The sequence below is a fragment of the Aeromonas sp. 102P genome, from assembly GCF_051920345.1.
Classification (GTDB): Bacteria; Pseudomonadota; Gammaproteobacteria; order Enterobacterales; family Aeromonadaceae; genus Aeromonas; species Aeromonas veronii.
The window spans coordinates 3,236,491-3,260,943 of sequence record NZ_JBQBCZ010000001.1 but is presented as its reverse complement, the minus strand read 5'-3'; the positions used below and the strand labels follow the sequence as shown (position 1 = coordinate 3,260,943).

Genomic DNA, 24,453 nt, shown 5'->3' with positions numbered 1-24,453 from the left:
TATAAAATGACTGGTGATTCTTACCAAAAAATAGCCAAAGGATGGAATAAAATGATGGAAGCTAAGAGTCGGCTAAAGGATTTGGACAGGATTGACCGCAACATTCTTAATGAACTGCAAAAGGATGGCAGGATTTCGAATGTTGAGTTGTCCAAGCGAGTTGGCCTGAGTCCTACACCGTGTCTGGAACGGGTTCGTCGCCTCGAGCGACAAGGTTATATCGAAGGATATGCCGCTATTCTGAACCCTCATTATCTGGACGCATCTCTGCTGGTGTTTGTAGAGATAACCCTCAATCGCGGGGCGCCTGATGTGTTTGAACAGTTCAACAAGGCTGTTCAGGTGCTCGAAGAGATCCAGGAGTGTCATCTGGTTTCCGGTGACTTCGACTATCTGCTCAAGACCCGAGTCAGCGACATGTCGGCTTACCGCCGTCTGTTGGGGGAAACCCTGCTGCGTCTGCCCGGTGTCAATGACACCCGCACCTACGTGGTGATGGAAGAGGTCAAGCAGAGCAGTCGTCTGGTGATCAGCACCCGATAAAGCAGGTTGTGCCGTGGTATCTTTTCCATATGAGACACCATGACAGTCAGAAACGAGCGGCCGGTCCGCTCGTTTCTTCTTGTAAAGATAATTGCAAATATGGCCCCGTCCCATCAGGCTCTGGCTGACAATCGATGGGCTTTTCGGGGATACTAGGCCCCCTTATTTCCTGCATTACATGTTTTCAGAAAGGAGCCGGAGTTTGGCCGATAAAAAGCTGTTTACTCCTTTATCAGGTACACAACGGATCTTCGAAGCCGTCTTGATCGCCATCACCCTGATGGCTGCTTATCTTCTGCTTGCCCTGTTGTCCTATCATCCCGCTGATCCCGGCTGGTCCCAGACCTCCTGGCAAGGGGAGGTAAAGAACCTCGCCGGTAGTGCCGGTGCCTGGCTCGCCGATATCACCATGTTTACCTTTGGTGCCTTCTCCTATCTGGTGCCGCCGCTGGTGGTGCTGCTGGGCTGGAGTCTGTTCTGGCGCCCGAGCCGTCTGCTCGATGTGGATTACCTCACCCTGGGGGTGCGGATCATCGGCTTTATCCTGACCGTGCTCGGCATGTCGGCCATTGCCAGCATGAACTTCAACGATATGCAAAACTTCTCCGCCGGTGGTCTGGTGGGGGATGTGATCGCTTCTGCAGTGGTGCCGCTGTTTGGCGGCGTCGGGGCCAACCTGATGCTGCTCTGCTTCGTGGCAACCGGCATCACCCTGTTTACCGGCTGGTCCTGGCTCACCATCGTCGAGCAGATCGGTGCGGCCTGTACCGGTTCGGTCAGCGCTGTTTACCACTTCCCGACCACCCTCGGCCGCTGGCTGACCGGTGGCTGGCGTCAACCCCGCAACGAGGGGCCGGATCCCTTGCTGGAAGGCGGGGTAGGGGCCATCGCGTTTGATGATGAGGAAGATGAGCCGCACACCAGCTGGACTCGCAAGCCCAAGGCCAAGAACCAGAAGGCTGCCGCCGAAGAGTGGCTGCCGGAACTCGACGACGATACCTTCGAGTTCGATCCCCAATTTGATGATGAAGAGGACGAGCCGGCTCCGGCTGCCAAGCCTAAACGTGCGGTGGCGGCTGCCAATGGTCGCCGCCAGCCGGTACTGGCTGTGGCCGATGACGATGATGAGGACGATCTGGATCTGCCCTGGGCCGAAGGGGACGACGAGGTCGCTGCGCCGGTAGCCGTCGCACCAACCAAGCCCAAGCGTCGTCCGCAATCTACGCTGCCGCCGTTGCCGAGTATCGAACTGCTCGACCGTCCACCCGCCAAGACCCAGATGATGAGCAAGGATGAGCTGGATCGCATGGGCCGTCTGGTGGAGGCCAAGCTTGCCGACTACAACGTGCAGGCCAAGGTGGTCGGTGTCTATCCGGGCCCGGTTATTACCCGTTTCGAGCTGGATCTGGCGCCGGGTATGAAGGCGAGCAAGATCACCAACCTGTCGCGCGATCTGGCCCGCTCCTTGTCTGCCAGCAGCGTGCGGGTGGTGGAAGTGATCCCGGGTAAAACCTATGTCGGTATCGAGCTGCCCAACCGGGTGCGCCAGACCGTTTACCTGCGCGAAACCCTCGACTGCGATGCTTTCCGCGATAGCCGCAACCCGCTCACCATGGGCCTGGGTCAGGACATCGCAGGGGAGCCGGTGGTGGTGAACCTGGCCAAGATGCCGCACCTGCTGGTGGCCGGTACCACAGGTTCCGGTAAGTCGGTGGGGGTCAACACCATGATCATCTCGATGCTCTACAAGTCCTCCCCCGATGATCTGCGCTTTATCATGATCGACCCCAAGATGCTGGAACTCTCGGTCTACGAAGGGATCCCGCATCTGCTGACCGAGGTGGTGACCGACATGAAGGATGCCGCCAACGCCCTGCGCTGGTGTGTGGGCGAGATGGAACGCCGTTACAAGCTGATGTCGGCGGTCGGGGTGCGCAACCTCAAGGGCTACAACGACAAGGTGCTGGCCGCCATCGAGGAGGGGGAACCCTTGCTGGATCCGTTGTGGCGCCCGGGTGACTCCATGGATCAGATGCCGCCGGAGCTGGAGAAGCTGCCTCATATCGTGGTGGTGGTGGACGAGTTTGCCGACATGATGATGATCGTCGGCAAGAAGGTGGAAGAGCTGATTGCCCGTATCGCCCAAAAAGCGCGTGCGGCTGGTATTCACCTTATCCTTGCGACCCAGCGTCCGTCGGTGGATGTCATCACCGGTCTTATCAAGGCCAACATCCCGACCCGTATCTCGTTCCAGGTGTCGAGCAAGATCGACTCGCGCACCATCATCGATCAGGGTGGCGCCGAATCTCTGCTCGGCATGGGCGACATGCTCTACATGCCGGCCGGTACCTCCAACCCGACCCGGGTACACGGTGCCTTTGTCGATGACCACGAAGTGCACAAGGTAGTGGCGGACTGGAAACTGCGCGGCGAGCCGAACTACATCGAGGAGATCCTCTCCGGTGAGTCGGGTGGCGAAGGTGGCAGCGGCGAATATGGCGGTGGTGGCGATGAAGAGCTCGACCCCCTGTTCGACGAAGCGGTCGCTTTCGTGGTGGAGTCCCGCCGTGGCTCAACCTCCAGCGTCCAGCGCAAGTTCAAGATTGGTTACAACCGGGCAGCCCGTCTCATCGAGCAGATGGAGAATCAGGGCATCGTCAGCTCACCGGGTGGCAATGGTCAGCGCGACGTGCTGGCACCGCCGCCGGTGCGGGACTAAACCTCACCGTTTCATACTATCCCTGGCCATGCCCTCCGCGGGCGTGGCCTTTTATCGAGAGCGTCTTTATGAAGAGCGTGATGAAAAAACAACTGTTGATGGGTACCGTGCTGCTGATGGCCAGCAGCCAGGTGTGGGCCGATGCGGCCAGCGATCTCAAACAGAAGCTGGCGGGGGTGAGCCTCTTCTCCGCCAAGTTTGCCCAGACCGTCTATGACAGCAAGGGCAAGGAGCTGCAAAAGGCCAGCGGCGATCTGCTGGTGCAGCGGCCAAACCGTTTCAACTGGCACACCACCTCGCCGGACGAGAGCCTGATCGTGGCCGATGGTCAGGATGTCTGGGTCTATGATCCCTTCGTCGAGCAGGTGACCGCCCTCAAGCTGAAAGATGCGGTGCTCAACACCCCCTTTATTCTGATCGCTGGCAATGACGACAAGTTCTGGAAGAACTATGACGTGACCCAGCAGGGGGATGTCTATACCGTCACCAGCCGTAACAAGGATGAGCTGATCGCCTCCTTCCGTGTCACCTTCGACAGACAAGACAACATCAGTCGTTTCGATGTGAAAGAGGCGCAAGGGCAGTGGAGTGAATTCACCCTTAGCAACTTCAACCGCAAGCCGGTGCTCAAGGGCAACGAATTTGTTTTCAAGATCCCGAAGGGGGTCGAGCTGGACGATCAGCGCTAATGAGCAAGCGGTCGTTGGATTGCTCGCCACAGCGCCAGTCAAAGGCGAGTGGCGTGACGCTGGGTGGTCAATACAGATGAGCAACTTGTCGCTGGATTTCTCATCGGACTTTCGTCCGCTTGCGGCCCGGATGCGGCCGCAAAACCTCGACCAGTATATCGGTCAGCAACATATCCTGGGGGCTGACAAGCCCCTGCGCAAAGCGATTCTGGCGGGTCACTGCCACTCGATGATCCTGTGGGGGCCGCCCGGTACCGGCAAGACTACGCTGGCGGAGCTGATGGCTCACTACTGCCAGGCGGAAGTGGAGCGACTCTCTGCGGTCACCTCCGGTATCAAGGAGATCCGCGCCGCCATCGACAAGGCGAAGGAGAACAGCTGGCGCGGGGTTCGTACCATCCTGTTTGTGGATGAGGTGCACCGCTTCAACAAGAGCCAGCAGGATGTGTTCCTGCCTCACATCGAGGATGGCACCATCACCTTTATCGGTGCCACCACTGAAAACCCCTCGTTCGAACTCAACAACGCACTGCTCTCACGAGCCAGGGTCTATCTGCTCAAGCGACTGGAGGAGAGCGATATTCTCGCCATGCTCGATCAGGCGATGACCGATCCCCGTGGTCTCAATGATCCGGCACTCACCTTTGCCCCCGGCGTCAAAGAGGCGTTGGCTAAGGCAGTTGATGGGGACGGGCGAAAATCCCTCAACTATCTGGAGCTGTTGGCCGACATGGTCGAAACCGACAGCACAGGGGCGCGGGTGATCGACAGTGCCCTGCTCGCTGCCGTGGTGGGGGAGCACGTGGCCCGCTTCGACAAGGGGGGCGATCACTTCTACGACCTCATCTCGGCGGTGCACAAATCCATTCGCGGCTCGGCGCCGGATGCGGCGCTCTACTGGTATGCCCGTATGGTGAGCGCCGGTTGCGATCCGCTCTATATTGCCCGCCGCTTGCTGGCGATTGCCTCGGAAGATGTGGGCAATGCCGATCCGCGCGCCATGCAGGTCGCCCTGTCGGCCTGGGATTGTTTCCATCGGATCGGGCCGGCGGAAGGGGAGCGGGCCATCGCCCAGGCGATCGTCTATCTCGCCTGTGCCCCGAAAAGCAATGCGGTCTATACCGCCTGGAAGGCAGCCCTCCATGATGCCAAAAACCTGCCTGACTTCGAGGTGCCGGTGCACCTGCGCAATGCGCCGACCAAACTGATGAGCGACTTGGGCTATGGCGCAGAGTACCGTTACGCCCATGACGAGCCGGGCGCCTATGCTGCGGGCGAGCAGTATTTCCCGCCCGAGCTGGCGGGCAAGCAGTACTACCAGCCCACCGATCGCGGCCTTGAAAAGCAGATTGGCCAGAAGCTCGATTACCTCCATGAACTGGACAGGCAAAGTCCGCAGCAACGGGGCAAATAGCCCCTTTGTTACCCCGCGTGGCTGAAAATTGGTCAGGCGTTTGAATATGCAGGACGGTTTGCGTGCCAAAGTCGGTAAAAACGACACAAATAGTCCCTGTTCGGGCGGGGGGGCGGTCTGCTACACTGCCCGTCTGACCCCGCTTGTCTTGGCCTTGCGCCATCTTCTTGATCTCAAAGGCCTGTGATAGTTAAGGCCCGATTCTGAAGACGATTGGGGTGCGCCAACCGATGTTAACTTCCGGATCTGTTTCCCAGCCCGTCATGACGACTCAGGCCCAGATCCCATTTTAAAAAAGTAGGTAAACCATGCTGGATCCCAAATATCTGCGCAGCGATATCGAAGAGGCTGCCGCTCGTCTGGCGACACGTGGCTACGTTCTGGACGTAGCGGCTGTCAACGCTCTGGAAGAGAAACGCAAGGATCTGCAGTCCCGTACCCAGGAGCTGCAGGCCGAGCGCAACGCCCGCTCCAAATCCATCGGTGAAGCTGCCCGTCGTGGTGAAGATGTTGCCCCGCTCAAGGCCGAAGTGACCAAGATCAACGACGAGCTGGAGACCAGCAAGGTCGAGCTGGATGCCCTGCTGGCCCAGCTGAAAGCCATTGCCGACGCCATCCCCAACCTGCCGAGCGAGACCACTCCGGTGGGCCGTGACGAGAACGACAACGTGGAAGTGCGCCGCTGGGGTACCCCGCGCGAGTTCAGCTTCCCGGTACGCGATCACATCGATCTGGGCGAAGCGGCCAAGGGCGTTGACTTCAAGAATGGCGTCAAACTCTCCGGTACCCGTTTCGTGGTGATGAAGGGTCAGATTGCCCGTCTGCACCGTGCCCTGGCTCAGTTCATGCTGGATTTGCACACCCAGCAGCACGGTTACACCGAGTGCTACGTGCCCTATCTGGTGAACCCGGACAGCCTCTATGGCACCGGCCAGTTGCCGAAATTTGCCCAGGACCTGTTCAATACCGGTATCGAAGGTGAAGGGGAAGAAGAGGGCAAGCTGCGCAAGTTCTCCCTGATCCCGACCTCCGAAGTGCCGCTCACCAACATGGCCCGTGACGAGATCTTTGACGCGCAAGAGCTGCCAATCAAGATGACCGCTCACAGCCCCTGCTTCCGCTCTGAAGCCGGTTCCTACGGTCGTGATACCCGTGGCCTCATCCGTATGCACCAGTTCGACAAAGTCGAAATGGTTCAGCTGGTTCACCCGGAGAAATCCTGGGATGCACTGGAAGAGATGGTCGGTCACGCCGAGAAGGTGCTGCAACTGCTGGAGCTGCCGTATCGCGTGATGGCGCTCTCTACCGGTGACATGGGCTTCTGCGCCTCCAAGACCTACGATCTGGAAGTGTGGCTGCCGGCCCAGAACACTTACCGCGAGATCTCCTCTGTCTCCAACTGCACCGACTTCCAGGCGCGCCGCATGCAGGCTCGCGTGCGTATCGACGGCAAGCCGCAGCTGCTGCACACCCTGAACGGCTCCGGTCTGGCAGTGGGTCGTACCCTGGTTGCCGTGATGGAGAACTACCAGCAGGAAGATGGGCGCATCGCCATCCCGGCTGCGCTGCAATCCTACATGGGTGGCCTGACCCACATCGGGTAAGTTCACGCCGCAGACCACAACGCCATGGCATTGCCATGGCGTTGTGCATTCTGGCGCCGATCAACCGTTTTAGTGCTGAAAAAATGCGGCTTTTCGGCGTCGCTTTGAACAGTTAACACATTTTTATCAAGCAATGCGCAATCGTTTTTGTTAGACTGCGCCGCAATTTCGCAGGACATCTTTTTCTATGGTCTGGATTGATTACGCCATCATCGGCATCGTCGGTTTCTCTGCTCTCATCAGCCTGGTGCGCGGCTTCGTCAAGGAGGCCATGTCTCTTGTCACCTGGTTCGTCGCCTTCTTTATTGCCAGCCATTTCTATCCCGATCTCGCCGTCTATTTCACCTCCTTCTCCGACGCGCTGGTTCGCAACGGTCTGGCCATCGCGGCGCTGTTTGTGGCGACCCTGATCCTCGGCAGCGTGGTCAACTATGTGGTGGGCCTGTTGGTGGACAAGACGGGTCTCTCCGGTACCGATCGGGTGCTGGGGGTCTGCTTCGGTGCAATTCGCGGGGTGCTGATCGTCAGTGCCCTGCTTTTTTTCATGGATACCTTCACCAGCCTCTCCCAGAGCGACTGGTGGGTGGCGTCCAAGCTGGTGCCGGAGTTCAAGCCGGTGATCCAGTGGTTTTTCGGGTTCATGTTGAACTCATCCAGTTTTCTTAAACAGGTATAGTGACTTCGAGGTAGCAAAGACATGTGTGGTATTGTCGGTATAGTTGGCACCACCCCCGTCAATCAGGCCCTCTACGACGCCTTGACGGTGTTGCAGCACAGGGGACAGGATGCCGCCGGGATCGTGACCATTGATAGTGGAAACTTCCGGCAACGCAAGGCCAATGGCCTGGTGAAGGACGTGTTTGAAGTGCGCCACATGCAGCGTTTGCAAGGGAACATCGGCATAGGTCATGTCAGATACCCCACCGCAGGTAGCTCAAGTGCCGCTGAAGCCCAACCTTTTTATGTGAACTCGCCCTACGGCATGGTGCTGGCCCATAACGGCAACCTCACCAACGCCAAGGAGCTCAAGGAGCAGCAGTTCAAGGTCGCCCGTCGTCACATCAACACCACCTCCGATTCGGAAGTGTTGCTGAACGTGCTGGCCCACGAGCTGGATCGTTGTGACAAGATGGCCCTGCGCCCCGAAGATATCTTCGCCGCGGTGCGCAGAACCCATCAGCAGATCCGCGGCGCTTATGCGGTGGTTTCGCTGGTGATTGGTCATGGTCTCATCGGTTTTCGCGATCCCAACGGCATTCGCCCGCTGATCCTCGGTCGTCGTCAGGACGAGCAGGGCCAGGTGGAGTACATGCTTGCCTCCGAGAGCGTGGCACTCGACGCCATCGGTTTCGAGACGGTGCGGGATATTGCGCCGGGTGAAGCCATCTACATCACCGAGCAGGGCCAGCTCTTCTCCGAGCAGTGTGCGGAGAACCCGCAGATGAGCTCCTGCATCTTCGAATACGTCTACTTCGCTCGTCCCGATTCGTGCATCGACAAGGTCTCGGTCTACGCCGCCCGCCTCAACATGGGTCGCAAGCTGGGTCAGAAGATTGCCCGCGAGTGGGAAGATCTCGACGTCGATGTGGTCATTCCCATCCCCGAGACCTCCTGTGACGTGGCGCTGGAGATTGCTCACACCCTCGACCTGCCATACCGTCAGGGCTTCGTGAAGAACCGCTACATCGGTCGTACCTTCATCATGCCGGGCCAGACCCAGCGCAAGAAGTCGGTGCGTCGCAAACTCAACGCCATCAGTTCCGAATTCAAGGGCAAGAAGGTGTTGCTGGTGGACGATTCCATCGTGCGTGGTACCACGTCCGAGCAGATCATCCAAATGGCCCGTGAAGCGGGGGCAGCCAAGGTCTACTTCGCCTCGGCGGCGCCGGAAATTCGCTTCCCCAACGTCTATGGCATCGACATGCCCACCGCCAACGAGCTGATCGCCCACGGTCGCGAAGTGGAAGAAGTGTGCAAGCTGATTGGCGCTGACGGCCTGATTTTCCAGGATCTGGAAGATCTGGAAGCCGCCGTGCGGGAGATCAACCCGGATCTGCGTCACTTCGAGACCTCGGTCTTCAATGGCCACTACGTCACCTCCGACGTGGACCAGTCCTATCTGGATCACCTCAACGCCCTGCGCAACGATGACACCAAAGCGGTGCGTGAATGGCAGGAAGGCACCAGCAATCTGGAAATTTTTAACGAAGGCAGTTAAACGTTTGCGGTTTTGCCGGATGGGATAGCGAGATGGGGGCCAGTGGCCCCCATTGTCGTTTCTATCTTGCACGGGCAGAAGGGGTAGGGGGTATCTGTTTGAAAAACATCCGTTTATCTTGCCGGATATGGGCATGGCCAGCGGGATCCGCTAGCATAGGCGGCAACATATATGATCGATACGCTTTTAAGAGACGAGAGTTCAGATGGATGATCTGCTAGCCCCAGTGCGCCAGTTTTTGCAGTGCGAGACCCCGGATGAGTGGGTAGAGATGGCGCGGGATCCGGCCCGTTTACCGACCCTGCTCATCGATCACGCCAACTGCGAGACCAAGGCCGCACTCACTGCCCACAGTCTGGTGCGCCGCTACTGCCTGCCCAAGGGCAAGCGCCATCTGCTGCCCAAGCTGGAGTTCTATCGCGAGCTGGATGCCATCCCGGAGAAGGCCGAGATCCTGGGCAAACGCAGCATGGGGGAGTCTGATCGCACCGTCTTTGCCGAGCTGGAACGCAATCCGCTGCTGTTTCCCATGGTGCGGCTCATTCAGGAGGAGCTGCATCACTTCGAGCTGGTGCTGGAGATCATGCAGGCCCGCGGCATCGAATACGGGCCGGTGACGGCCTCCCGCTATGCCCGTCAGTTGATGCAGCATGTGCGCACCCATGAGCCGGCCACCATAGTAGACAAGATGATCATCGGCGCCTATATCGAGGCCCGCTCCTGCGAGCGCTTTGCCAAGCTGGCGCCCCATCTGGACGAAGAGCTGAGCCGCTTCTATGTCTCTTTGCTGCGCTCCGAAGCGCGCCACTATCAGGATTACCTGAGCCTGGCCGAACAGTACGCAGGGGAGGATATCAGCGAGCGGGTGGCCTTCTTTGGCAAGCTGGAAGCCGAGCTAATCTGCTCGCCGGATCCGCAGTTCCGGTTTCATAGCGGCCTGCCTGTCACATCTGACAGTTGTTGACGCACAGGGGGCAAACTACTATTGCCCTGTTCCTACTACGAGCGACAAGTAGTTACTTTTGAGCGCAATTCCCGGCCCTGAGCCGGGATCTTTTTTTCTGCCGTACCTCCTTCCTGCTTTTGGCGCTCTATGCTGAATCCCTGGCTATTTTTGCGTCTTCACCTTGCGATGAAATCCTGTTCGATCAGCCGGTTGTTGTGGTGATAAAGTGCTCATTCAAGTGGCTCACCCTTGTAGAAACGGGCGAAACCGTGTACTTTTTTGCCTTCGCAAGATTTGAATAACCAATCAATAGGAGCGTGTATGCGCATTGTTCTGTTGGGGGCTCCGGGCGCCGGCAAAGGTACCCAGGCTCAGTTCATCATGGAAAAACACGGTATTCCCCAGATCTCCACCGGCGACATGCTGCGTGCGGCGATCAAAGCGGGCACCGAGCTCGGTCTGAAAGCCAAAGCTGTGATGGACGCAGGTCAGCTGGTCTCTGACGACATCATCATCGGTCTGGTGAAAGAGCGCATCGCTCAGCCGGACTGCGCCAAAGGCTTCCTGTTGGACGGTTTCCCGCGCACCATTCCCCAGGCGCAAGCCATGAAGGACGCCGGTGTCGTGGTTGATTTCGTGCTGGAGTTCGATGTGCCGGACGAAGAGATCGTCAAGCGCATGAGCGGCCGTCGCGTTCACTCCGGCTCCGGCCGTACCTACCACGTGGTGTTCAACCCGCCGAAAGTGGAAGGCAAGGATGACGTGACCGGTGAAGATCTGGTGATCCGCGCCGACGACGAAGAGACCACAGTACGCAAGCGTCTGGATGTATATCATCAGCAGACCGCGCCGCTGATCGGTTTCTACGGCAAAGAGGCGGAAGCGGGCCACACCCGTTACGTCAAGATCGACGGCACCCAGCCGGTTGATCTGGTCAGCAAGCAGCTTGCCACCATTCTGGGCTGATCTTTGCTGCCGGCACTGTTTCCCGTGCCATCAGATAAATAAAGAGAAGGGCCCTGTCGGGCCCTTTTTGCATAATGACAGATAGACAGGAAGCCAACGTGACCACGAAAACCGGAATATTGCTGGTCAATCTGGGTACCCCAGCCGCACCGACCACCGCTGCCGTCAAAGCGTTCCTCAGCCAGTTCCTGCACGATCCCCGTGTGGTGGACCTGCCCCGCTACCTCTGGTGCCCGCTGCTCCACTTCATCATCTTGCCGACGCGCTCGCCCAAAGTGGCCAAGCTCTATCAGCAGGTGTGGACCGAGCAGGGCTCGCCGCTGATGGTGATAAGCAAGCAGCAGCGCGCCGCACTGGAGCAGGAGCTCAAGCGGGAGGGGGTCGAGGTGCCGGTGGAGCTGGCGATGACCTATGGTTCCCCGTCAGTGAATGATGGCTGGCAGGCGCTCAAGGCCAAAGGGGTCAACCGGGTGATCCTGTTGCCGCTTTATCCGCAATATTCGGTCAGTACCACCGCCTCGGTCTTCGATGCCTGGGGCAAGGCAATGAAGAAAGAGCGCAATCTGCCGGTGGTACGGCTCATTCGTGATTATCACGCCCATCCCGAATACATACAGGCGCTGGCCATGAGTGTGCGCCGTCACTGGGAGCAGCACGGTCAGGGTGATCACCTGCTGATGTCGTTCCACGGCATTCCCGAGCGCTACGAGAACGAAGGGGACCCCTATGGTCACCAGTGTCGCCATACCGCCAGCTTGCTGGCCGAGGCGCTCGGGCTGGAGGCCGGGCAGTGGACGGCCAGCTTCCAGTCCCGCTTCGGCAAGGAGGAGTGGCTCAAGCCCTACACTGACGTGACCATCGCCGGTATGCCTGCTGCGGGCATCAAGCGGCTCGATGTAATTTGCCCCGCCTTTGCCGCCGACTGCCTCGAAACCCTTGAGGAAATTCAGGTACAGAACCGGGAGATCTTCATGGAGGCCGGTGGCGAGCGGTTTGAATATATTCCGGCCCTCAACAGCGATCAGGCCCACATCAGGATGATGGTCTCGCTCATCTGCCGCGAATTGGCATGAGTGACCGGCAGTCAGTCAAACAAGGAGTCGAGTCATGGTACATATCACGCTGATTTATGCAGGTCTGCTGGGGCTGCTGTTTCTGGGGCTCTCCTTCTGGGTGGTCAGACGCCGCGCCCAGTTCGGGGTGATGATAGGGCAGGGGGAAGCCCCCGAACTGCTGGCGGCGATCCGGGCCCACGGCAATTTTGCCGAGTATGTGCCGCTGACCCTGCTGCTGATGGCGCTGTGCGAGCTCTCCGGCGCCGGTGCGCTCTGGCTGCATGCCGGTGGCGCCATGCTGCTGGTCGGCCGCATCCTGCATGCCATCGGCATCCAGATCCCCAAAGCCCCCAATGTGCCCCGTTTTCTGGGTACCTTGCTGTTCTGGCTCGCCCTCGGCCTCTTCTCGGTGCTGGCTCTGTTGCAGGGCATGGCGGCCGCCTGAAAACAGGTGCTTTTTTATGCTATGGAACCACCCCGGGTTGGGTGGTTTTTTTATGGTGAAAAGGCAAACGTTTTTCCTTGCAAGCCTTGTCTATACTGACTCCATTATTTAAACAGGGCGACTTTTCGGGGCGGCGGATTGTGTTAAAATCCCGCCCCTCTTTCCCCCAGAGCACAGAACATTGCCATGAAATTTCCCGGTCAGCGCAAGTCCAAACACTACTTCCCTGTCGACAGACGCGATCCCCTGGTTCCGCAAAATCCCCTGTTAACCGAGCTGGGCAAAGCCTACGTGGTCGGGATTGATCAGACCCTGGTTGATATTGAAGCCCATGTGGATGAAGACTTTCTGACCCGTTATGGTCTGAGCAAGGGGCACTCCGTCGTCATCAACGACGACGTGGCCGAACGGATTTATAACGAGCTCAAGGCCAACAACATGGTAGTGAGCGAGTTTGCCGGTGGCACTATTGGCAACACGGTACACAACTACTCGGTACTGGCCGACTCCCACTCCATCCTGCTGGGAGTGATGAGTCAGGACATTCGCATTGGCTGCTACGCCTACCGTTATCTGTGCAACACCTCTTCCCGCGTCAATCTGGACTACCTGCAGCCGGTTGATGGTCCCATCGGCCGTTGCTTCACCTTCATCACCGAGTGCGGCGAGCGCAGCTTCGGCATCAACGCCGGCAAGATGAACCAGCTGGATGTGCAGCACATTCCGGAGGATGTGATCAAAGGGGCATCTGCCCTGGTGATCACCGCCTATCTGGTGCGTGGTGACGATGGTGATCCGATGAAAGAGGCGGCCATGACCGCGGTGCGTTATGCCCGCGAGGCCGATATTCCCGTGGTGCTGACTCTGGGCACCCGTTTCGTCATCGACGAAAATCCCCAGTGGTGGCGCGACTTCATTGCCGAGAACGTGACTGTGCTGGCGATGAACGAAGACGAAGGTGAAGCCCTGACCGGCATCGCAGATCCGCTCGGTGCGGCCGACAAAGCGCTCGACTGGGCCGACATGGTGCTCTGTACTGCAGGCCCCATCGGCCTCTATATGGCGAGCTACACCGACGAGGACTACAAGCGCGAGACCACTCATACCCTGTTGCCGGGTGTTATCCCCGAGTTCAACATGTATGAGTTCAGCCGCCCGATGGCCCGCGCCAAGTGCCGTAAACCGGCCCGCATCTACTCCCACATCTCCCCGTACATGGGTGGCCCGGAGAAGATCAAGAACACCAACGGGGCAGGGGATGGCGCGCTTTCCGCCGTGCTGCACGACATGGTGGCCAACTCCTATCACCGGATGAATGTGCCCAACTCCGCCAAGCACATCTCCGAGTTCCTGACCTACTCCTCACTGGCCCAGGTGTGCAAATACGCCAACCGCGTCAGCTACGAGGTGTTGGCCCAGAGCAGCCCACGTCTCTCCCGCGGTTTGCCGGAGAAAGAGGACAGCCTGGAAGAGGTTTACTGGGAGCGTTGATCTCCTGAATCTGCAAGACGCCTCCATCGGGAGGCGTTTTTGCAGGCAAATGGGGGTTATCCCGGCTTTTTTCCCAGAATAACCCCAATATGCTTGAGTCCATGTCACTTTTGCGACACCATTTGGCCATCGTATTGTCGCCCGACAATGCCGCAGCACCCGAAAGAAAGAGAGAACCCCATGAGCATGCTTAACGACAACCTTGACGCCAATTTCCAACTGTTTATCGAACAAGTCCGCGAGTCGGGTCAGGTATGGGGTCTGCGCTATGGGGAAGACTGGGTCGTCTGCCGCTCCGCCGAATTTGAAGATGCCGACGTGATGCCGCTCTGGTCTGCCGAAGAGGACGCCCGTCTGCACTGTGTTGACGAGTGGGCCGATTACGAGCCGGAAGTGATCGATCTGGAAGAGTTTCTCGATATCTGGATCAACGATCTGGATGAAGACGATGTACTGGTCGGCCCGAACTGGAACGCCGACTTGGAAGGCCAGGAGCTAGAACCCATCGAGCTGGCCAAGGCACTGGTTGAACTGGACGCCTGAAAGCGCCTCCATTGATGGCCTGAACGCACAGGCCATCGGGACACAGACCGGCATCCGTGAGGGTGCCGGTCTTTTTTATGGTCGAATGGCCCGATTGATGAGTTAAAAGCCGATTTGCCTTTGCACCTGTCAGGGGGATGGTCCATCATCAACCTTTTGCCAAGGGAGGAGCGCCATGTTTGTATTCGACGTAACGGGAGCTGCGGGTGAGAAGGCCAGCATTCGGGTGCAGGCGCTGGATTGGGCGCAAGCCGGGCCTGTGACCTTCCAGTGTGATGATGATCAGCTGGCGGTCGTACTCCTGAGTGGTTGTCGTTGCGATGCGGTGGGCTTTTTCAACCTGTTGGCGGGGTGTAAACCGCTCTATATCGAGCAGTGGCTCAGCTATCTGCAAGAGAGCGGTCGCATTGGCAAGTGGAGTCACCAGACCGAGAGTCCCGCCGATGGGGACTATCTGGCCAGAGCCGGTCTGGAGCACGATGAGCTCAATACCCTGCTTGGCCAGGTCTATCAGGTGGCGGGGTTCAACCGGTTGCAGATCAACCGTTACCTCAAAAACCGCCACAATCCTACTACACTGGCGACCCGTTACGATCAGAAGGAGCTGGAGCGCTATCGCCAGCTCAATGACATCATTCTGACCCTTTTGAAGCTGAAGCATCCTCAGTAAAGAGCCCCAGCTGGCTGATATCCGGTCGCAACGGTTGCGGCCGGGCGATCAGATAGCCCTGCAAGCCATCCACGTACATCCCCTGCAGCAGCTGTTTCTGGCCAAGCTGTTCGACCCCCTCTGCAATCACCTGACACCCCATCCGATGCGATACATCGACGATCATCCGCACGAACTGCTGATTGGTCTGATCCTGCTCCAGCCCGGTGATCAGGGCAGGATCGAGCTTGATGTAGTCGGGCTTGAGCTCGCGAAACAGGGTAAAGGAGCCGATCCCCTTGCCGAAATTGGCGATGGCCGAGCGGCTGCCGTTGCGGCGCAGCAATTCAAACACCCGCTTGGCGCCGGTCAGGTTGCGCTCCAGATGCTCTTCATCCAGTTCGAACACCAGATTGGCGCTGGTATTGGGGTCTTTGAGCAGCTGGCGGTCAAGCCAGATCAGGAAGGCGCTGTTTTGCAGCAGGTTGGGGGAGAGGTTGATCCCCCAGCGACTTTGGTTGGCACCAAAGGCCCGGTACTGGCGCATGATGTGGGTAATGACCAGCTGCTCCAGCCGCATCACCATATCCAGCCGCTGGGCCATGGCAAACAGGGTGTCGGTGGGTAGGGCAGTGCCATCATTGCCGCTGAAGCGGGTGTAGATCTCGTTGTAGGCCAGCATGCTGCGGTGCAGGGGCTGGATCGGCTGGTAGGTAAAGCTGAGCCGCTCCTGCGCCAGCACTTCTGTCAGCACGTCGCGCCAGTGGTGTTGGCCCTGCAGATCGGAGGCGCTGTCATCCTGCTGGATGGCCCAGCCGTTGATGGTTTCGGTCTGGGCGCGAGCCAGCGCCAGATCCGCTCTGGCCAGCACGGCTTCAATTTTCTGGCCGCTGCTGAGCTTGGTCAGCCCCGAGTAACCGGTGCTCTCCAGCTCGTGCTGATCCTGATAGTGATCGAAGGCCACCTTCAAATCCTGCCCCAGCAGATGGGGAGGAATATTGGCCACCGGTTGCACCAGCACGGCGAAATCAGCCCCCGAAATGCGGTAGACCTGATTGCCCGGGAAGCGGCTTACCACCCGCTTGATGAGAGCGGCCATGTCCTTGATGTAGGCATCACCAGACTGGAAGCCGCGTTGGGCGTTGATCTTGCCAAGCTCGGTGGCACGGATCAGCACCAGGGTCGCGGTCTGGGTGTCCTGATCCCGCTGCAGCAACTCGGTCATGTCGCGGCGAAACGCGTGGCGGTTGAGTAGCTGGGTCAGCTCGTCGGTGGTGGCCAGGTTGCTGAGCTCGGTCAGCTGGCGATGGGCGCTCTGCTCGGCGCTTTCGAACTGCTCCAGCAGCTGTTGCAGCACCTCCTGGGAGGCGGGTTCATCGAGTTGTGAGGGATCCCGCCCCCTGATCGCCTTGACCCAGGTGAGCTCCTGATGCTGGAGCATGCCATCCATGGTGCGGATGGCCAGCATCAACAGCAGGATCATGCCAAGCAGTGTGGTGGCCAGAATAATGGTCAAAGTGAGCGGTGTGCTCTGAAGGGCCAACCAAACTGCTTGCAGGAGCAGCAGGGGTATGGTCACTATGGTGGCGATCAGAAAGAGGGTACGTCCGAGCTTGTGAACCATCTTGTCATCCTTGAAGTGGCTGCTTTGTGGGGGAATTTTAACCAAGCTGGTGGAGCAAAGCATGCTATTCCTCGCAACTCGGTGAAAAGGGTCAATTGAGATCGGTTAAATGTGAGTGAAACCACTTTCACAGGTGCCGAAACAGGCGAAGATGAGTTGAAAATAGATCAAACAAGGCAGAGGTAAATCATGTTGTTAGAGCCCGAAAATAGTGCCAAAGCACGACAATTATTGAACCAGAGTATGGCACTGGTGCTGGCGGGTGGACGTGGTAGTCGCCTGAAGCAGTTGACTGACAACCGCGCCAAGCCTGCCGTCCATTTCGGTGGCAAATTCCGGATCATTGATTTTGTGCTCTCCAACTGTATCAACTCGGGGATCCGCCGCGTTGGTGTAGTCACCCAATACAAATCCCACAGCCTGCTGCGTCACCTGCAATCGGGCTGGTCCTTCCTGCGTTACCAGATGAACGAATTCATCGACCTGCTCCCTGCCCAGCAACGGGTGGACGAGGTGCACTGGTATCGCGGCACCGCCGATGCCATCTATCAGAACGTCGATATCATCCGTGACTACGGCCCCAAATACCTGGTGGTGCTGGCGGGGGATCACATCTACAAGATGGATTATGCCGCCATGCTGCTCGACCATGTGCGCCTTGGTGCCAAGGTGACGGTCGCCTGTATCGAGGTGCCGCGGGCCGAGGCATCCGCCTTCGGGATCATGGATATCGACGAGCAGCGCAAGATCCGCGCCTTCGTCGAAAAACCGGCCAATCCGCCCGCCATGCCGGGTTGTGAAGATCGCTCGCTGGCCTCCATGGGGATCTATATCTTCGAGGCGGAGTACCTCTACCAACTGCTGGAGGAGGATATTCACAATCAGGACTCCAAACACGACTTCGGGATGGACGTGATCCCCCGCATCGTGGAGGAGGGGATGGCATTTGCTCACCCCTTCAACATGTCCTGTGTCGGAGCGCGCGAGGGGCAAAAGCCCTACTGGCGTGACGTTGGTACGCTGGACTCCTTCTGGGAAGCGAACATGGATCTCGCCTCCGTGCTGCCCGAGCTCGACATCTACGATCAGAACTGGCCCATCTGGACCAGCCAGACCCTGACGCCACCGGCCAAGTTCGTGCAGGATCGCAATGGTCAGCATGGCATGACCATCAACTCCATGTTCTCGGGCGGTACCATTGTCAGCGGGTCGTTTGTGCTCAACTCGGTGCTCTTTACCAATGTGCGGGTGCACTCCTTCTGCACCCTGGACCAGGCCATCATCTTCCCCGGGGTAGAGATCGGCGCCGGTTGCCGTCTGCGCCGGGTGGTGGTGGACAAGGGATGTGTGCTGCCCGATGGGCTGGTGGTGGGCGAGAATGCCGATGAGGATAGCCGCCGCTTCTACCGCTCCGAGCAGGGGATTGTGCTGGTGACCAAGGAGATGCTGGACAAGCTGGTTTGAGGAAAGCCCTTGAACATGTGTCAGACGCTGTAATGCAAAGGGAGCCAAACTGGCTCCCTTTTTCATGCTGGTGAATGGCGAGGATTATTCGCTAACCACCGCTTTGGCGGCCATCACCATGGCGGTGCCGTGCTTGCCACCGGCGGCGGTCACTTGCGGTACGCCATCTTCGTCGGTGTCGCTGCCGGCACCTTCGATGATGTTCTCGCCGGAGTCACCGATCCACTCGGCCATCTGCATGCCACCGTTGACGGTGCCACGGAACCAGCTGACGTACTGACCGGTCAGCTTGGCCAGCTCCAGCTCGGGCGCCTTCTCGGCCCCTTCGTTGCGCAGGTTCAGCATGGCAGAGCGCAGGGCGCCGGAAATGGCAGCCTGGGTCCAGGGGGTGTATTCACCCTGTTTACCCGCCAGCCAGGTGCCCGCCTTGGCATTGAAGTAGGCCTTGTCGGTGGCGATGAACAGCTCGCGGGCGGCAGTGCGGTACTTGGCATCGGAGGTGGCGAGGAACGCCGCGGTCAGACCACGGATGGCTGCGAACTGTGCATCGATGGAGTGGCCGGCATCGAGCTTGCCACCCAGGGTGATGCCGTCATGCATCAGACCATTTTTGCCCTTGAGGTTGGCAAGGATGAAATCGGCCTGTTTGCGGATCAAGTCGAGCGCCTCTTGACCCTGCTTGGTCTTGAGGTTCAGCTCGCCATTGTCACCGGCGGCGTAACCGACCGGCAGCGCGTCCTGAGCGCGCTGGAAGATCTGCAGGGCGACCAGTGTGTAAGCGGCGTCAAAGGTGGTGACGTGCTTACCCTGTTTGCCTGCCTGCCAGCTGTCGACCAGGGTGCTAGCCTTGGTATCAAAGTGCAGGGCAGCCAGGTTCTTGAAGGTGAGGTTGGAGAGATTGATCGCCAGCGAGAAGGCATCGCTGCCCGCAACGGCTTTGCCCAGGTCATTGGTCTTGTTGGCAGCCGGTGTGGCGGCAAACGGCGCGCCGTCAAACACGGCGTGGAAGGCCGGGTTCTGGTTGGTGTTGGCGCTGCGCTGATCGCTGAAGGCATAGAACTCGGAGAGCGGCCACAGCATCATCCAGGCATCGCGCAGTTGGGCGGAGCCATCCACCACCTCCAGCTTGCCAATGGCACCGGCATCGTTGTTGCTGGTTTCGGTCACTTTCACCTGATGGGGGAAGTAGACAACGCCCTTGGCCGGATCGTACTGCGGGGTGATCTTGGCGCCCAGTTGCTTGCCATCGAAGCCAAGCTGGTTCTGCATGATGGCCAGCTTGTCGATGGACTGCTCGGTCAGCATCATGCCGTTGAAGCCATCGGCGGCAGAGACGCCCAGCTTGTGCTTGCCATCCTGATCCATGCTGGCGGAGGCGGCTTCTACCTCTTCATCGGTCTCGGCCACGTGCATGCCGCCGAGGAAGTCCTGGGACCACATCACCTCTTTGAGCAGGATACCGCCCACCGCTGCGGGCACCAGCAGGTTGTCGCTGCCGCTCCAGCGCAGGGTGCTGTAGTCGCGGAAGTAGGCGGGCACCTGGGTCTTGACGGTTTTCTCGGTCCCTTTGGCGGTCTTGATGGTGATCTGGTCGCCATTGACCGGGGTGGCGTTGACGGCCTGGGCAAACTCCGGATTGGCGGAGGCGTAGGGCAGGGAGAGGGGATACATGCCCTGCGGCACTTCATCAGCCGGGAAGCCAACGGCATCGGCCATGGCCAACACCCGTTGTCCCAGAGAGGCCATGGTGCCACCACGAGCCAGGTTTTGCGGCCCGTTCACCAGATGAGGGCCCATGCCGGATTGGTAGTTGAGGGCGTACATCGCCTCTTCGGAGTATTCGTAGGATTCGATGCCAGCGGCGAAGTCGAACGGGGTCGGCTCATCGGCACGGTTGGCATCCAGCACGTCCAGATCCAGCCCCAGCGCTTCGGCCAGCGGCTCACCGGAGAGCTCGAATTCGGTATAGGCCAGCATGTTGGCGGCGGTATTGAATGTCTTGTCTTCGACTTTGACGGCAGCGTATGCGGCGCCGCTGATCAGTGCGCAGGCGATCGCCTGAACCAGTACGGTTTTTCTCATGTCCCTTCTCACCATTGGTTTTATTATTGACGCTTCTCATAACGAATCTAAATGAGAATGGTCTGCATTATGCTGTGTTGGCGGGGACTTGAGAAGTAAAAAACCGCCCTGAGCGGCAGCACGTTAAACCGGATGTGCGCTGTCGAAGAGGACGGTTATCTGTTTATTGCGCTGAAAGTGCCAGTGCGGTGGGGATCAGAGCAGTTTGAACGGGATGACCAGACGGCCAGGCTCCACCTTGAGGGCTTCGACCTTCTCCTTGATCCTGGCTTCGTTCTTGCGGCTGCTGTCAAGGCGGTAGACCGGCGTCTGCGACAGGAACAGGGAGAGCGACTGATTGAAGGTGGGCAGCAGCGGGGTGAGGGCGGCCCCGATATCGGCCGGCTCGGTTTTGACCGAGACCAGCTCAAGGTCGCGCAGATAGATGGCGCCCTGATCGGCCACATAGTCCGGGCGTGCGCTCAGGGCAAAGCGGATCTTCATCTGCTGGCTGCCAAGGGGGCTGCTCACCTGCAGGTCGCCAGCGGCGTCCAGCTCGATGCGATCTGCTTGTTTGCGGCCGATACGGCTCTGCATCTCATCCAGACGGATCTTGCTCGACATGATGCCGGGGATCCCCAGCTGTTTTTCAAAAGAGACCTGATCCTTGAGGTACTGATTGATTTCGGCCTCGCTGACGTTGTATTGGGTCAGGGAGCAGGCTCCCAGCAACAGGCAGAAGGGGAGTAAAAACAGGTGCTTTAACATGATTGGTTCCGTGGTTGGGACTAGGGTCATCAAGATGGCGCCATCTTAGGAGGAAACGGCGAGCGCTGCCAGCGTGAACATCCTCATCCCTTTCTTGTCACAGCCCCGTCTGGGGCCAGATCAATGTCTCCAGACAAGCAATCTTGCGTAGAGAGGCAGGAAGGGCGGGGTCGATTTCCCATAGGCCATCACCACAGCAAGAGCCCCATGTCTGGTGTCATGAAAATCCCATTGACCGAGGGATGAGGTGTCCTGACAAGATCGGACTGTCCCGGATCAAGCAGCCTGAGCAGTTCTCCAATACCTCTTGTTAAACTCCGCCGGGCTGACATTGCCAAGTCGTGAATACCGACGTTGGCGGTTGTAAAAAATCTCTATGTATTCCTGGATCGCTGCCTTGGCCTCTGCTCTCGTCTTGAATCTATGGTGGTGAACCAGTTCATTTTTAAGAGACCCCCAGAAGCTTTCTATCAGGGCATTGTCGAAGCAGTTCCCCTTGCGTGACATGGAGGTCTGCATGCCAAATTGTACCTGGAGAGCCCGGTAAGCCTTGGCACAGTACTGACTGCCCCAGTCTGTGTGATGGATAAGCCCAACGGGCGGCCTCTTCTGCTGCACAGCCCGAATGGCGACCTTGAGGCGTTTATCTTCTTGTTGGCGCTGTGACGGTGAACGCTGGCGCCGGTGGTAGAAGCCCGCACGAGAGACCTCCAGCACACGACAGATAACGGAAATGGGATAGAAGTCCTGCTGCTTGGCTATCCACGCGTACTTGGCAGTGACTCCTGAGCAAAGTACGCGGCGGCCATTTTATGATGTCGCGCTCCATGTTGGCTTGTGCGAGAGCGTTGCGTAGCCGAGCCACTTCAGCCTCCAGCTCGGCGACAGAACGCGCTCCGGGAATGACCGATGTATCCTTTCCTCCTTTGGCTGCGACCACCCAGTTGCTCAGTGTGCCCTTGGCAATACCCAACCTTCTGGCGGCTTCAGCTTGGCCAAGGCCTTGCTCCAACAGCAGTCGAATCGCCTCTGCCCGAAACTCTGGTGAATCGTGTTCTCTCGATTTCATTCAACACCCCCGATCGTCTCATCGTAACAATCGGAACTGTCTGTGAAAATCAGGATACCTCACTCAGCAACCGCCCCAAAGACCGGATATGCCCCAGAGTTGCTCCGGTCTTGCCCACTAACCATTCCTCTTCCCTTGCCCTTCCTGAGCGTCTCCATCTTTCAATCTGTGTTATCTCCACGCCAGTGCAACCAGCTCCGGTCTGAGCATCTCCATGGTCTCCCAGCAGAAAGACCGGAAGCTGTTACCGGAGAGGGGTTCTGGGGGGATTTACGTCAGGGGAGGGGATGACGTCTGGTTTGGGCTAAATAACTGTTCCCAATAGTGCTACACCTTCGCTATGCCATAGCCATTCCCCGGGAAAGGAGACACGGTATACATGAAGTGTTTCACTCGAGCCAGCAGGTTGGCCATTCCTCTGCATTGATGATTGCGTGTGATGGTTTCATGTAACTTGTGCCACAGCCGTTCGATGTGATTAACCCAAGGACTGTAAACTGGCTGGAATACCAGGCAGAACTTGGGATTCTTCTTCAACCATCGCTCGGTCTGTTTGCTTTTGTGAATGATGTAGTTATCGAGGATCAGCGTGATGGTTTTGGCTCGTCGGTAGTGGTGACGCAGCTTTTCCAGCATGGCGATAAACAGCGATGAGTTTTTCTTTATCCCGCTGACGTAAAGCACTCTTCCGTTGCCTGCATGGAGAACGCCTGCCAGGTAATGTTTCGCGTTCTGTCCCGGTGTGACAACCCGCTTTTGCTGCGCTCTGAACATCCAGTCGGCCCCTAATTTGGGATTGAGGTCTATATCGACTTCATCCTCATAAAACACCGGATTATCGGCATCACAGCGGGCCAGCGCAGCGTCGATATTCGCCATTTTCTCCTGATAAGCTGGGTCTTTTATCCGCAAGGTAGGCACGGGCCTGCGCCAGACAATGCCCATACGAGGTAACCATCGGCGGAGCGTGGAGGCTGCCATATTGAGGCCTGCTAACCGATTGATTTTGATGGCCAATAGCTCAGAACACCAACGGCTGCGCTGATAACCAAAATCTTGCGGAGAAAACTGCATGAGCAGCACCAGTAAGGTGACCATCTTGGCGATAGGTAAGACCGGGGCACGGCCAGCCGGTAAGGCTTCTAGCGCATCTATGCCGTCATCTCGATACCACCGAAGCCAACGGCCGATGGTCGAGCGAGCAGCGCCGGTAAGGTGATGAACATCAGTGACCGTGCGTCCTTCATGTAACAGCAAGATGGCCATCAAGCGACGAGCATGCCCTTTATCACGGGTGGCATGGATGATTTTGTGAATACGGCGCCGTTGTGGTCGTGGCAGGGGGGGATAGGATAGGCATCAACTCAGTCCTTTGGGTGTGGCTTGTTTTGTTTGGCGACTAATGAGATCGCACAAACTGGACTGAGTTCCCTTCCTCCAGTGATCTACTATTCGGAACAGCTATTTAGATCGTGACCCATTTGCCAGCTGAGCTGGCCGGATAGGGACCGGAGTAATCGTCAGTCGAATTTGAGTTGAGAGAAAACAGGGAGAGTGGATCGTTCACTGCGAGGGGAATGTGGCAGAGCAAGCGGTGAGGGGGAGCTGGCTCAGCTTGAAACAATGGAGAGATGGATATGAAAAAGCCCAGTTCGAAAAATGGGCTTCAAATGTGGCTCCCTCGACAGGACTTGAACCTGTGACATACGGATTAACAGTCCGCCGTTCTACCGACTGAACTACGAGGGAAAAGTGGCTCCTCCTACTGGACTTGAACCAGTGACATACGGATTAACAGTCCGCCGTTCTACCGACTGAACTAAGGAGGAATTGCCTGTCTCGTTAAGACGGGGCGAATATTAATGATCAGGGCGGCGGGTGTCAACCCGCGAATTTCCCGAAAACCGGATTTTCGGATTGTTTGCCCAAAAGTTGCGCTTTGCGGTTTATTTTCAGCACAATCAGTCCCTTGCCATCGCTCCCCCCAACCGGCGCAGGGGGCATTGGTTCGGTTCGCATCAACCTGATGATGACAGCATGATGTCGCGAACGTGCTGGTAACTAGATGAGGCTCAAATGGTAATCTTTGTGGCAAAAAGGGGGAGAGCAGGAGCCAAGATCGGCGATTTGGCGGCAAATAGGCCAAATAATGGGTGAGCGCGCGTTTCATTGATCCTGCCCATCG

19 protein-coding genes, 2 tRNA genes and 2 pseudogenes are annotated in these 24,453 nt (G+C 58.1%); 15 read left to right on the top strand and 8 right to left on the bottom strand.

What is annotated here, in order from left to right; translation table 11 throughout:
• The first annotated feature begins 51 nt into the window (after positions 1–51).
• From lrp to serS, 5 genes are all read left to right on the top strand, one after another.
• A complete protein-coding gene (gene lrp, locus ACTG1K_RS15175; RefSeq protein WP_005300047.1) occupies positions 52–543 on the top strand; it encodes a leucine-responsive transcriptional regulator Lrp in 492 nt (163 codons plus the stop codon).
• Between the two features lie 202 nt (positions 544–745).
• Positions 746–3,262: a DNA translocase FtsK gene (locus ACTG1K_RS15170; protein ID WP_322112391.1), complete on the top strand. Its 2,517-nt coding sequence runs from the start codon at positions 746–748 to the stop codon at positions 3,260–3,262.
• An 80-nt stretch (positions 3,263–3,342) separates the two neighbouring features.
• The gene (gene lolA, locus ACTG1K_RS15165) at positions 3,343–3,951 is read left to right on the top strand and encodes an outer membrane lipoprotein chaperone LolA (protein ID WP_040066545.1); all 609 of its coding nucleotides are present in this window, start codon (positions 3,343–3,345) and stop codon (positions 3,949–3,951) included.
• 76 nt (positions 3,952–4,027) lie between these two features.
• On the top strand, positions 4,028–5,365 hold the full coding sequence (locus ACTG1K_RS15160; RefSeq protein WP_425856875.1) for a replication-associated recombination protein A: 1,338 nt from the start codon (positions 4,028–4,030) through the stop codon (positions 5,363–5,365).
• A 308-nt stretch (positions 5,366–5,673) separates the two neighbouring features.
• Positions 5,674–6,969, top strand: a complete 1,296-nt coding sequence (serS, locus tag ACTG1K_RS15155) for a serine--tRNA ligase (RefSeq protein ID WP_005351225.1) — start codon at positions 5,674–5,676, stop codon at positions 6,967–6,969.
• A 2-nt stretch (positions 6,970–6,971) separates the two neighbouring features.
• Here the strand turns inward: serS and ACTG1K_RS15150 are convergent, their stop codons facing one another.
• Positions 6,972–7,148: a hypothetical protein gene (locus ACTG1K_RS15150; protein WP_155395816.1), complete on the bottom strand. Its 177-nt coding sequence runs from the start codon at positions 7,146–7,148 to the stop codon at positions 6,972–6,974.
• Positions 7,149–7,156: 8 nt separating this feature from the next.
• Here ACTG1K_RS15150 and ACTG1K_RS15145 point away from each other — a divergent pair, with 8 nt between their 5' ends.
• From ACTG1K_RS15145 to ACTG1K_RS15105, 9 genes are all read left to right on the top strand, one after another.
• Positions 7,157–7,645 (top strand): CvpA family protein, encoded by a 489-nt coding sequence (locus ACTG1K_RS15145; RefSeq protein ID WP_005337086.1) that lies wholly within the window; start codon positions 7,157–7,159, stop codon positions 7,643–7,645.
• Positions 7,646–7,666: 21 nt separating this feature from the next.
• Entirely contained in the window at positions 7,667–9,187 is a 1,521-nt protein-coding gene (gene purF / locus ACTG1K_RS15140) for an amidophosphoribosyltransferase (protein ID WP_005351229.1), read from the top strand.
• Positions 9,188–9,392: 205 nt separating this feature from the next.
• Entirely contained in the window at positions 9,393–10,151 is a 759-nt protein-coding gene (miaE, locus tag ACTG1K_RS15135; RefSeq protein WP_440005911.1) for a tRNA isopentenyl-2-thiomethyl-A-37 hydroxylase MiaE, read from the top strand.
• A gap of 303 nt (positions 10,152–10,454) precedes the next feature.
• Positions 10,455–11,099: an adenylate kinase gene (gene adk / locus ACTG1K_RS15130; protein WP_005337083.1), complete on the top strand. Its 645-nt coding sequence runs from the start codon at positions 10,455–10,457 to the stop codon at positions 11,097–11,099.
• Between the two features lie 98 nt (positions 11,100–11,197).
• Positions 11,198–12,172, top strand: coding sequence for a ferrochelatase (hemH, locus tag ACTG1K_RS15125; protein ID WP_005359991.1), 975 nt, complete (start codon positions 11,198–11,200; stop codon positions 12,170–12,172).
• Between the two features lie 34 nt (positions 12,173–12,206).
• Positions 12,207–12,599: an MAPEG family protein gene (locus ACTG1K_RS15120; protein WP_005346381.1), complete on the top strand. Its 393-nt coding sequence runs from the start codon at positions 12,207–12,209 to the stop codon at positions 12,597–12,599.
• A 186-nt stretch (positions 12,600–12,785) separates the two neighbouring features.
• Positions 12,786–14,090 (top strand): inosine/guanosine kinase, encoded by a 1,305-nt coding sequence (locus ACTG1K_RS15115; RefSeq protein WP_440005909.1) that lies wholly within the window; start codon positions 12,786–12,788, stop codon positions 14,088–14,090.
• Between the two features lie 180 nt (positions 14,091–14,270).
• Positions 14,271–14,633 carry a DUF2750 domain-containing protein gene (locus ACTG1K_RS15110; protein WP_005337077.1) on the top strand — a complete coding sequence of 121 codons (363 nt, stop codon included), beginning with the start codon at positions 14,271–14,273 and terminating at the stop codon, positions 14,631–14,633.
• 175 nt (positions 14,634–14,808) lie between these two features.
• Positions 14,809–15,303, top strand: coding sequence for a hypothetical protein (locus tag ACTG1K_RS15105; RefSeq protein ID WP_042055706.1), 495 nt, complete (start codon positions 14,809–14,811; stop codon positions 15,301–15,303).
• On the opposite strand, the gene ACTG1K_RS15100 is transcribed toward ACTG1K_RS15105, so the two are convergent.
• The gene (locus ACTG1K_RS15100; RefSeq protein WP_440005907.1) at positions 15,266–16,906 is read right to left on the bottom strand and encodes an EAL domain-containing protein; all 1,641 of its coding nucleotides are present in this window, start codon (positions 16,904–16,906) and stop codon (positions 15,266–15,268) included. The genes ACTG1K_RS15105 and ACTG1K_RS15100 overlap by 38 nt on opposite strands.
• Positions 16,907–17,095: 189 nt before the next feature.
• Here ACTG1K_RS15100 and glgC point away from each other — a divergent pair, with 189 nt between their 5' ends.
• The gene (gene glgC, locus ACTG1K_RS15095; RefSeq protein WP_005337070.1) at positions 17,096–18,370 is read left to right on the top strand and encodes a glucose-1-phosphate adenylyltransferase; all 1,275 of its coding nucleotides are present in this window, start codon (positions 17,096–17,098) and stop codon (positions 18,368–18,370) included.
• 84 nt (positions 18,371–18,454) lie between these two features.
• On the opposite strand, the gene ACTG1K_RS15090 is transcribed toward glgC, so the two are convergent.
• The 6 genes and pseudogenes from ACTG1K_RS15090 to ACTG1K_RS15065 all read right to left on the bottom strand — a co-directional run bounded on the left by ACTG1K_RS15090 (position 18,455) and on the right by ACTG1K_RS15065 (position 24,097).
• Positions 18,455–20,452, bottom strand: coding sequence for a hypothetical protein (locus ACTG1K_RS15090; RefSeq protein ID WP_440005905.1), 1,998 nt, complete (start codon positions 20,450–20,452; stop codon positions 18,455–18,457).
• A 195-nt stretch (positions 20,453–20,647) separates the two neighbouring features.
• Entirely contained in the window at positions 20,648–21,199 is a 552-nt protein-coding gene (locus ACTG1K_RS15085; protein WP_376890380.1) for a lipoprotein, read from the bottom strand.
• Positions 21,200–21,475: 276 nt separating this feature from the next.
• A pseudogene (locus tag ACTG1K_RS15080) lies at positions 21,476–22,268 on the bottom strand (IS3 family transposase).
• Between the two features lie 327 nt (positions 22,269–22,595).
• Positions 22,596–23,628 (bottom strand): annotated as a pseudogene (locus ACTG1K_RS15075) (IS630 family transposase).
• Positions 23,629–23,941: 313 nt separating this feature from the next.
• Positions 23,942–24,017: transfer RNA gene (locus tag ACTG1K_RS15070), tRNA-Asn, on the bottom strand.
• Positions 24,018–24,021: 4 nt separating this feature from the next.
• A tRNA-Asn gene (locus tag ACTG1K_RS15065) sits at positions 24,022–24,097 on the bottom strand.
• Positions 24,098–24,453 lie beyond the last annotated feature (356 nt).